The organism is Paenibacillus sp. MZ04-78.2 (genome assembly GCF_024213375.1).
Classification (GTDB): Bacteria; Bacillota; Bacilli; order Paenibacillales; family NBRC-103111; genus Paenibacillus_G.
The window spans coordinates 1-9,777 of the sequence record NZ_JANAVJ010000075.1 but is presented as its reverse complement, the minus strand read 5'-3'; the positions used below and the strand labels follow the sequence as shown (position 1 = coordinate 9,777).

Annotated in this window: 9 protein-coding genes; 3 read left to right on the top strand and 6 right to left on the bottom strand. The window is 39.4% G+C overall.

Annotated elements, in window-relative coordinates:
- Positions 1–47 precede the first annotated feature (47 nt).
- Positions 48–485, bottom strand: coding sequence for a hypothetical protein (locus NLX71_RS25415; RefSeq protein WP_254366572.1), 438 nt, complete (start codon positions 483–485; stop codon positions 48–50).
- Between the two features lie 174 nt (positions 486–659).
- Here NLX71_RS25415 and NLX71_RS25410 point away from each other — a divergent pair, with 174 nt between their 5' ends.
- Positions 660–956 (top strand): hypothetical protein, encoded by a 297-nt coding sequence (locus NLX71_RS25410; protein ID WP_254366571.1) that lies wholly within the window; start codon positions 660–662, stop codon positions 954–956.
- 66 nt (positions 957–1,022) lie between these two features.
- Here NLX71_RS25410 and NLX71_RS25405 read toward each other — a convergent pair whose 3' ends face one another.
- The 4 genes from NLX71_RS25405 to NLX71_RS25395 all read right to left on the bottom strand — a co-directional run bounded on the left by NLX71_RS25405 (position 1,023) and on the right by NLX71_RS25395 (position 6,199).
- Positions 1,023–1,268: a hypothetical protein gene (locus tag NLX71_RS25405; RefSeq protein ID WP_254366570.1), complete on the bottom strand. Its 246-nt coding sequence runs from the start codon at positions 1,266–1,268 to the stop codon at positions 1,023–1,025.
- Complete coding sequence (locus tag NLX71_RS26740) at positions 1,265–1,348, bottom strand: hypothetical protein (RefSeq protein WP_309248990.1); 84 nt, start codon at positions 1,346–1,348, stop codon at positions 1,265–1,267. Before NLX71_RS26740 ends, NLX71_RS25405 begins: the two co-directional genes overlap by 4 nt.
- A 292-nt stretch (positions 1,349–1,640) precedes the next feature.
- Positions 1,641–2,966, bottom strand: a complete 1,326-nt coding sequence (locus tag NLX71_RS25400) for a helix-turn-helix domain-containing protein (RefSeq protein ID WP_254366569.1) — start codon at positions 2,964–2,966, stop codon at positions 1,641–1,643.
- A gap of 1,124 nt (positions 2,967–4,090) precedes the next feature.
- Positions 4,091–6,199: an insecticidal delta-endotoxin Cry8Ea1 family protein gene (locus tag NLX71_RS25395; protein ID WP_254366568.1), complete on the bottom strand. Its 2,109-nt coding sequence runs from the start codon at positions 6,197–6,199 to the stop codon at positions 4,091–4,093.
- 670 nt (positions 6,200–6,869) lie between these two features.
- On the opposite strand from NLX71_RS25395, the gene NLX71_RS25390 reads away from it, so the two are divergent.
- Positions 6,870–7,637 carry a class I SAM-dependent methyltransferase gene (locus NLX71_RS25390; protein ID WP_254366567.1) on the top strand — a complete coding sequence of 256 codons (768 nt, stop codon included), beginning with the start codon at positions 6,870–6,872 and terminating at the stop codon, positions 7,635–7,637.
- A 13-nt stretch (positions 7,638–7,650) separates the two neighbouring features.
- Here NLX71_RS25390 and NLX71_RS25385 read toward each other — a convergent pair whose 3' ends face one another.
- Positions 7,651–8,277: a TetR/AcrR family transcriptional regulator gene (locus NLX71_RS25385; RefSeq protein WP_254366566.1), complete on the bottom strand. Its 627-nt coding sequence runs from the start codon at positions 8,275–8,277 to the stop codon at positions 7,651–7,653.
- Positions 8,278–8,412: 135 nt separating this feature from the next.
- On the opposite strand from NLX71_RS25385, the gene NLX71_RS25380 reads away from it, so the two are divergent.
- Entirely contained in the window at positions 8,413–9,705 is a 1,293-nt protein-coding gene (locus NLX71_RS25380; protein ID WP_254366565.1) for a M20/M25/M40 family metallo-hydrolase, read from the top strand.
- Positions 9,706–9,777: the final 72 nt, after the last annotated feature.

Below are 9,777 nucleotides of genomic sequence, written 5' to 3'. Positions count from 1 at the left end.
ATGTCGGTGACGCATGCAAAAAGCCACCGTCATTGGCGGTTCCGAATTCACCGACAATTAAAGTGGCTGATGACATCTACTAAGACCTTTTGATCACTCGATTCTTTAACAGAAGAATAAGCTTCTTTTATTTTATGCATCACATCTATCTTATCTTCTTTTTTCATAGATGTAGCTTTTATCTGGACATCTGTATCCTTGGCTACTTGCGCAAGGATTTTTCCAACCTTTACATCTTCTTGGTAGTAGATTGTCAGCGTTTTGTAAACTGTTTCATCATCTTCTGACAATGATGAATTTAAACTTTTCGATGTAATTCCATTTTCTTTATTGTATTGCTGGATGTAAGGATTGTTTTGAGTTTGCGACGCATGGACTTCAGTATTAAGTGCACTTTTTTCGTTAGATGCGTAAGAGACTGGAATGATAGACGATGCTACAGAAACAAGTGCGATCAACCCTGCCATAACCTTTTTTTTACTCAAAATACATTCTCCTCCTTGAAAAAAATTTACAAATAAAACTCAATTAAACCATGCTTACATTTTTTGTGCAACAAAATATTTCAGTTAATTTGGAACAAGTACTATATTTACGGAAATTTGCATATTGTTACTTAAATGTATTATTTTAAATATAAACGAAAGGAGAGAAAAAATATGGTTAAATTCAAAAGAAAAAAAACTATTATACTTAGTATTATTTTATTCATTATTTTAGTATCCCATGTGACGGGCACAATTCAACGTGTAACCGCACGGTTAACTTTATCAATTTATATAACTATGAAGTATAACGAAATGGAATTAAAATATAAAAAAATAGAGTATTCCTCACAATTTGGTGATTATATTGTTTCATACGAATCTAAAGAAGGTATTGTGTATAATTTCATGGTGACTCCAAAGTTTATGCCAGTTATTATTTCGTTTGACCCTATTCATCCAGATGTATAGAAGGGGTAGAGACAACAAAACGCGGAAAACGTACGCTAAGGGATGCAGCACAAAGTCAATTGTGTTCTATTGTCCCATTTTGTTTGCCCTGTAAAAAAACAAACGCTCGCGTAAAAGCTCCTCAACTTTCTCGTCGCTATAGCCAAGCTTGGCCAATCTTCGGGCAGCAAATCCGGCACCTGACGATGCCCTGTAAACCGCGTCATGTAAATCTTTGATGCCGTATAACCGTTCAAAGATTGCCCCGATCTGGGCAAGATAGCGAATCCGTTCCTCGCTTTCCTCAGTCAGCAAATTTTCGTACTGCATCATCCACACACCTTAAGCTTCGACTTAGAAGAAGACTTTTGAGCCATCAGAATATACCGATCTAAACGCTGGCTGAGCTGCACCACCTCCTTATCCGAAAACGAACCTTTTTTTCAACTAACCGTACCAATTGCTGCTGTAACTTTCTGATTTTCCGCTTTAGCTTTTTATTCATAACACCCATCCCCTGGATTCAATTATAATACTCTGATTCCAAATATAGGGTATTCAATATTTATGAAGCATTTTTTTACTAAAAAAAGCATTCTGCCTTGTGCAGAATGCTGAGCATCTCCCTCAGGGTGCTTAATTATTTGTCAATTGTACAGCCAAATGTATAATTCTATGGATTGCCGGATTTGGCATCTTGTTCGGTTAATCAACCCAAAGCGTGATGGATTCATAACACTGGACTTGTTCTTCTGATGCATATTTTCGATGTTTTTCAAATAAAGAGACGCAGCGGGCCAAGTCCTCATATCGCTTCATGTCCAAGCATAGGGAAATACAGAGTAAGGTTTCTTTCATCCCGTTTTCGTAACGCTCTTTATTAAACTCATAAATAGCTTTCTGATACCTATATCGAAGATGTCGTTCCGAAAGAACCGGATCATGGTTAAATAAATCGAAACGTGCAATGGAGCCGGAAAAGCGCAACAACACATGATCAACATTGAACTCATATGTATTCGCTGACGTAATGATAGCATTCAACCCGGCTACAACGTCATTTAACCGGTCAAGGCTCTCCAAATAATCAGCATATTCGTTAACCATGCTATCGTTTCCAGTTAACATTTCAAGCGTGTATAAATTCGCTTTCCCCCAAATCTGAAACTGTCCCACTTCCTTTCGGCCAGATTCATCGAGGGGTTCGAACCATTCCAGATCAACATAGCTGCGTATATATTTTTTCGACTGCTCGTATAACCTTTGCCTTTCAAACACAGCTCCTCTATATAAAAGCCCCATGCCGTAATAATAAACAGGATGCCGTTTAGGCACTATCTCTTTATCACAGCACTGAATCGTGCTTAGCTCCACCAGTTCGCCCGCATATTCTTCAACCTCGCCCCACTTTTTCAACGAATAACAAACTTTCGCTAACTGGAGCAAGGCGTCCAAACGATAATTCTCCGGTAAGCGGTTTCGAAACGGTTCAAATCGGATGACAGCTTTCCAATTCTTTTCCGCATCCGTACCTTGCATGACCGTAAATAGCCGGTAGTGACTCACCGCCAGCATCTCGGAAAAGCTGTCTTTGGCATTCTCCACGACAATCTCATAAAAGCGTTCCGATTCTTTTTGTTTTCCCATATGAAATAGCTTCTCTGCCGCAGCAAAGATGACGTTAACGTTTTTGGGATTATCAAGAATTTTAGATACGACCGCGTCAATACAATCATTTCTGCCAACCTCGGCACATCGTACTAAATAAGGAACTAATCGTGGCCGGGACAATTTTTCTTCGGAGATGCATTCTTCTATGTACAGCTCATACAGCCATCCGGGCATCTTTCCGAGAACTTTGCCCAAGGCATCCAGTTGGTTGATCGTCATTGATCGGGAAATGCCATTCAAGGCGCTGCTCAAATTCCCTGGGTTAATCCCGGTGAGTTCGGCTAATTGATTGACATTATAACCATGCAGCTTCATTTGGTCTTCAATTTCCCAACGCAAAGAGCGATTAACAAACCACACAAACATAACCTCCTATTAGAATATAAAACAATATTAACATAATATTCCTATCGATAAAACGAGAATATTAATAATTGTAAAAAAATTCAGGACATGACGAAAAGGAAGCATTCTTGCAAGAAAAAACATGGGTATGGGAAAGCATCCTGCTCCTTCTAAAGCATAACGAACAAAAGCAGCACCAAGCGTTCCGCATCTTGCGTGAACTGCTGGAGCTTAGCAATCCGGAATAAGAAGGGAAGCTGAACAATGCACAGCTCAGATCGGCATAATTGTTCGGCATTTGAATGACATTCTTCCTGCATCTCGGCCCCAACCGAGAGCTGGCCGGGCTGAGCTGTATTGAAAAAAGCGAACAAAACAATGCGCCGCGCCAGGAGCAGCAAGAAGTCGTTCAACAACGGGCCTATCGTGTACTAAAAGAAATGTTTACGACATGAAATGCGTTTGTGAGCCGGTACGAGACAGGTGGAAGTCGTAGCCCGCGATCAGTTTTTTGAAAGTGACAGACTAATTTTGCATTAAGGAAACATTTTGTAGTCCATGCTTTTTTTCATTTATTGAGTCTACGAATGATCACAATTATATAGGAGTGTAACTTATCCTATTTTGGAAAGGTAGTGTTTATATGCCTTCCTTTTTTGATGTCCAATTTTGGATGAGGTTTCAACGATCGGAGTTACAGGACGGCGTCGGGCATGCCAGCATTGGAGCATCCGGCGGCGGCGAGGGGGCGCTACTGTAGCTCTTCTGGGTTGCTCCGCTGGTTCGTATAACGGTCCAGCCGGAGGCGGTGCGTCAGCATCCGACGACCGGATCGTTGCGATCGATGGTCAATGGCCAGCGGCGGACCAATAGTTCGCGTTCCTGGTTTCTTCCAGATCCGGTCCGCCAAAGCGTCCATGGGCCGGACGCAATGTTCAGACTCAACCTTTACACGTAACGATCAACGTAATCTCTTACTTGTTTATTTTCGATGACTAACCCACATTGCTACGCTTAATAGCGTAAAGTTACCCTTTGAATAAAATTTCTGGTTTGTTCTTAATTTTCCAAACCCAACCTTTTGCTGTAGTATGAAAAACACCCGCTCAAACGAGTCGGGTGTTTTCTCTGCTTCTTACTCATTCGGCACTAGGAACAAATTCAATCCGATCTAAATAGAGATCTGCAGAACCTGTATTTTTAATGTATACTAGGAGTTGCCCTTTTGGTAAATCGTAAAAAGGTGCATCCAATGGTAACTGCCCTGAAGCAGCTCCAATTGCATTCAAGACATATTTTCCGTTTGCTCCTTCCACGTACATTTTATTACCTGTTGGAGCAGGAAACTCATAATTTCCATTAACAATTGTTTGCGTGTATTGATCGTAAATAATTAACTCAAAAGAAGCATCTCCACTCGTCGCATATCGTAAACGGATTTGGTATTTTTTATTTGTTTCATTGAAAATGTCAACGCGAATGCTATTAATTTCTTTTGAAAGTTTCGTAACATTCGCACCATTGATATATTCCCGTACAACAGTTACCCACATGCCGTATGCTTTTTCAAAGGGAATTCCTCTGATAGAGAAATTTCCTTTCTCATCAGGTACACCAATTCTATTCATTGATTCTAAATTAGCTGGAATCAGGCTAGGTAACAATCCAAGTTTTCCTTGAGCCCCTGCAACATTTGTTACAGTAATCGGATATAGAACGTCAACTTTTTGGTTAGGAATATGAACATTTTTACTTTCTGCATAGCCTTTAGCACCAGGGTACCCAGGTATAAGACAACCCGTTCTGGACCAATTTATAACTATATTTTCCATATCTAGGTCCGTGGCGCTTACATATTGTGTGATTGCGTTCACAATAGAAACCGGTGCGTTCCATGTATAATGATAATGGTGATTATCATTTGGGAAAGTAGGATCGTTATCACCATATTCAAAAGTTTGATTATTATAAACAAGCTGGATTCCATATGGCCAACATCCATTGCCGTCCCTATTATACTGAATGATATCAATTTTGTGTAGATCATCACGGGAATAAGAGATAGAGTCAAGAGCGATCTGGCTATGGTCAAAAAAGGCTGCACCATCCAGAATATTATAAATGGTAATATTCCCATCATGCATTTCATCAGGTCCTACCGCATCAGCAAAAATCACCCTGGATAGATCTAAGTCTGTAGATCGATTGTAATTATTTGGATCTATAGTAGGCCACATAGCAACAATATCCAAAGCGTTGACTTGCATAGACCGAACATATCGGTTATAGGTATTGTGTTGACCTTTAGTGGTTCCAATATCAGGTATATATTTTTTGAATACTTGATAAACAGTTTCCGTGTATTCTTGAATGCGTTTTTGTAAATCTATCTTTATTTCAGTTATATCAACGATTGAATCATAGTCACTACCAAATACTGCTTTCCACCGTTCCATAAATTGAATGTAACCTTGATGTAACAACAAATTCAAAGTAGCTGCCGTTGTATAAAGAGGCAATGTTACTTGCACAGTATCCCGTTTAAATTCTATATCTGGACTATTTATATGCAGCGGATCTTTAAAATGTGGCAAATTCGACTCGATTATATCTCTTGCATTTTCAAACCTTCTCATTACAGTTTTCAATTGTTCCGTATCGGGGGTTTTAACATCAAGGATCGACAGATAACCAGCTCCACCACCTTGACCAATTGCACGTTGAATAGAATCCTGAAAATGAACCAATGGTTTTTGCATCCCCTCAAGGGAGTCTTGCAAATTGCCAATGATTTCTTCTCTAAAACGATTATCAACAAGTTTTTCAACGGCATCCATAATCATATTGAATAATTCTGTATATGGGTTTTTACCTGAGCCCCCTCCAAACAAATGAGGCCAAACAAGGTCGACAAACATATTAATGAAGGGAACAGCTGCACCGGCACCTGGAATGAATCCTGCCAAAGATATCGTGGCTTTTGTTAAAGCTAAATAGTCAACTTTCCCTTCTTTGTAGGCTCCCCATGCAATATTCAGATGTTGTTGTAATACATCTTTCGCCCCTGTCTTGGAAAACTCCTCATATGCATTTTTCAACTCATTAAAAATGTTTGTAAAATTTGCAAAACTACCTGCAACATCCACTTGAGCCAGTGGAGTTGCTAACACGTTATAGGGAACAGGATTAATCTCAGATGAATCATTGGCTTTCAATTTGATTTCCGGTGCGTCTTTTCTAACATCCATCGTTACATTCCTCCTAATTAATATAAATACCCTACGAAAAATATAGTCGGTCATGGGTGTAATAAACCATTTTTTGAGCAGATGACCGTCTGGCTCTCCTTTTTTCCAGCAACCTGAATGATACATTGAGGTGAAGGAGCTTGTGCTTTCTAACAGTGGGTCGCCCCATTAGCGTAGTAGCATCTTACTTTCAATTTCGTGAGCAAAAGACTTTTTAGCTTATAACCCCTCCTAAAATAATTATTTTTGTAAAATCCATCTCCAACTGTTCGTTATTAAGAAAAATGGATGATTTCAGTATAACATGGTAATATATACAAAATCTATACAAATAGGTAATATTGTTTGTTTAACCCATTTTATCAGCCTTTGAAGTTGATGTCGGATGTCTGCTTGGTACAATCCCAATCCATAAAATACTGAACGATGCCTCAATGAGCCAATTGCAAAGGTTATTTTCTCTGACAATTAACGTAGTTTGTCTGTTTAACGCAAAGAAAACAAAAAGAACGGCTGTTAATGCAGCCGTTCGACATTTGGATTCCGGTAGCATAGGCTTTATGATACCTTTTATAGAATATAACTATAAAGTGAATAGGAATTATATATTTTCGCTTATAGCTTTAATTATGTAAAATGTTTCTAAAGACTACATTGGGAGATGATATGCATGGGTTCAGTTCATGTCTGGAAGTCCGAATTGTACGACAACAAACTCAGATATGTATCCGAATTTGGTAAGGGCGTCGTTGAACTATTACATCCCACCAAAGGAGAACGTATTCTCGACTTAGGCTGCGGCACTGGGGATTTAGCCTATGAAATGAACCAAACCGGAGCCGCTGTAACAGGGTTGGATTTGTCTGACGCCATGATAGAGAAAGCACAAAAGAAATATCCGGACATCCATTTTATCGCTGGCAATGCGGGGAATTTTACATTCGAAGAACCGTTCGATGCTGTATTTTCTAATGCAGCATTACATTGGATGAAGAATGCCGAGAACGTGTTGTCATGTGTATGGAATAGCTTGAATACCAATGGAAGATTTGTCGCTGAATTTGGTGGAAAAGGCAATGTTGAAACGGTCATTAAGGCAATGAGCGAAGTGTTGTCTGAAGATTATGGTATCGACGCTAACCATTTGAACCCTTGGTACTTCCCAAGTATCGCTGAATATAGCACCTTACTGGAAAAACAAGGCTTTCGCGTTACTTATGCCGTTCATTTCGATCGCCCAACCAAAATGAACGATGGTGAGAAGGGACTGGATCACTGGTTGAATGGTCTGGCCGACGATTTCTTCAAAGAAATGTCGGAAAACGAACGACGCCATGTATATGCGAAAATTGCTGCGAAAGCCAAAAAAGATTTATTTCATGACGGTGATTGGTATTTGGATTATAAAAGATTGAGAATCGTGGCAATCAAACCGTAATGCTTCACCGAATTTACCCTTCAATTAAGGATTGGATATAAAGTTCAATCATTTTAATATTTTCTTTCCATAACGAAATAAGCCATTCCTTGTGTGCCATAGAGATAAAAAAGGTGGCAAATCCATTGATATAAGTTAGTAATAAATCATTTACTAGCTCCAAGTGTTTCGCGCCCAGCTTATCGCCATAAAAATCATTCACTAAAGTCTCAAAGAAATCAAACGGTGTTTTTTCGCTCTCTTGACCATAGATAAGCTCTTCAAACTCCGTATCATACGAAGACTTCACGACAAATTGCATTTGAACATGAATTAAATTTAAGTAGTATTTGTTGTTTTCTTCCATGAAGAAGAGAAAACATTTGAGCATAATATCTGCAAAAGAATCCGTTTCCCTAGCTTCTTGATAAATTCGTTCCAGCGCTTCATGCATTAACACATCAGCAAAAATAAAAGCTTCTTGCTGAATCGTCTCCATCGAATCAAAGTGATGAAACACGCTTGCCTTACTAACATTGGCCTTCTTCGCAACGCTGCTGGCGCTTAATGCCTCTAAGCCATGTTCCGCTATTAAAGTGATTGTAGCGTTTAATAAAGCTTTTTTTGTTTTCATCCCCTTTTTTTCTCTACCATCTACCATTACCGTTCCTCCTAGAATAGTGATCACTTGGTTCTTCAGTCATTATAGCATAAAAGAAAACTATTGACCGATTGGTTAATTTTGAATAAAATATCCTTGACCGTTCGGTTAGTTTTTGAGTTGGGGGAGGACCAAATGAGAAAGAGAAAGTTACTTATTTTTGCGAGCATACTTGCATTGTTGACGATGTTTGTAAGCTTTACACAATTTTCAAGGCCTTCTGAAGAGGAAGTAGGGAAGACAGAAAAGGATTTTTCCTCAGATCGAGCTGCTGGGTATTTAAAAGAAGTAGCGAAGGAACCGCATCCCGTCGGCTCGCCTGCGAATAAAAGAGTGAAGGATTATATTGTTAAGCATTTTCAAAGTATAGATGTACCGGTGGAAATTCAAACGAAGCCAATTAAACATATCCGCGATGAAAACTTTGCTCAAGAAATTGGAGCAGAGAACGTTGAAAACATTATTGCAAAAATTCAAGGAACCTCAGGCGATGACAATGCCATTTTATTAACCGCGCATTATGATTCTACGCCAGAAACTCCGGGAGCAGCAGATGATGGTTATGGCGTTGTGACCATTATGGAGACGGCAAGAGTGTTAAAACAACTGCCGGCGCCGAAAAATACGATTTATTTTGTTTTAACCGATGGTGAGGAGCAAGGCATGCTTGGCGCAAGCGCGTTAATGGATCGAACGGATATGTTGGACAAAGTAAGAGTCATGTTTAACTTTGAAGCAAGAGGCAATACAGGTGCGCCCATGTTATTTGAAACGAGCTCAAATGACTTCAAGCTGGTACAACTGTATAAAGATATTGTGCCTTATCCAATAGCGTATTCATTTGCTTCTGAAATGTATAAAAAGATGCCGAACGATACCGATTTCACGGAATTAAAAAAGACAACGAAATTAGGATATAACTTTGCCAATATTGGCGGTGTAGAAACCTACCATTCCGAGACAGACCGGGTCGAAAGCAGTGACAAAGAAACCATTCGACACTTTGGTGCTTATGCGCTTCCTTTAGTGAACAAATATATGACGATGGATGCCAAAGAATTTGAAGCATTAGAGAATAGTGAAGGAGATGCCATTTACTTCCCTCTAATGAAAAAGACTTTGGTCGTATATTCGGATAAAGTCGTTATTCCGTTAATGCTTGTATTGCTTGTGCTAATCGTTGCAGCATTCTTCGTAAGCTTTAAAAAGCAAGTGCTGCAAATGAAAGGCTTCATGCTTAGTTTAGCCGTAATGATTGGCAGTCTTGTACCTATTTACATTGTCTATCTCCTTCTCATTCGTCTTTTAACGATGGTAATTCATTTTGAATTCGACGAAGACGGTCTAGTGATGCCCGGTACATATGATCCGTTCATTCTTGCTTTCATGGTTTTACTCGCTATTGTGTGCAGTTCTATTGTCGGGTGAGCGTCAAATACTCACCACCTTTCAAGAACCTCAAGCTCATGAGAAAATGAAGGTATCTTGAACGGGAGGTTG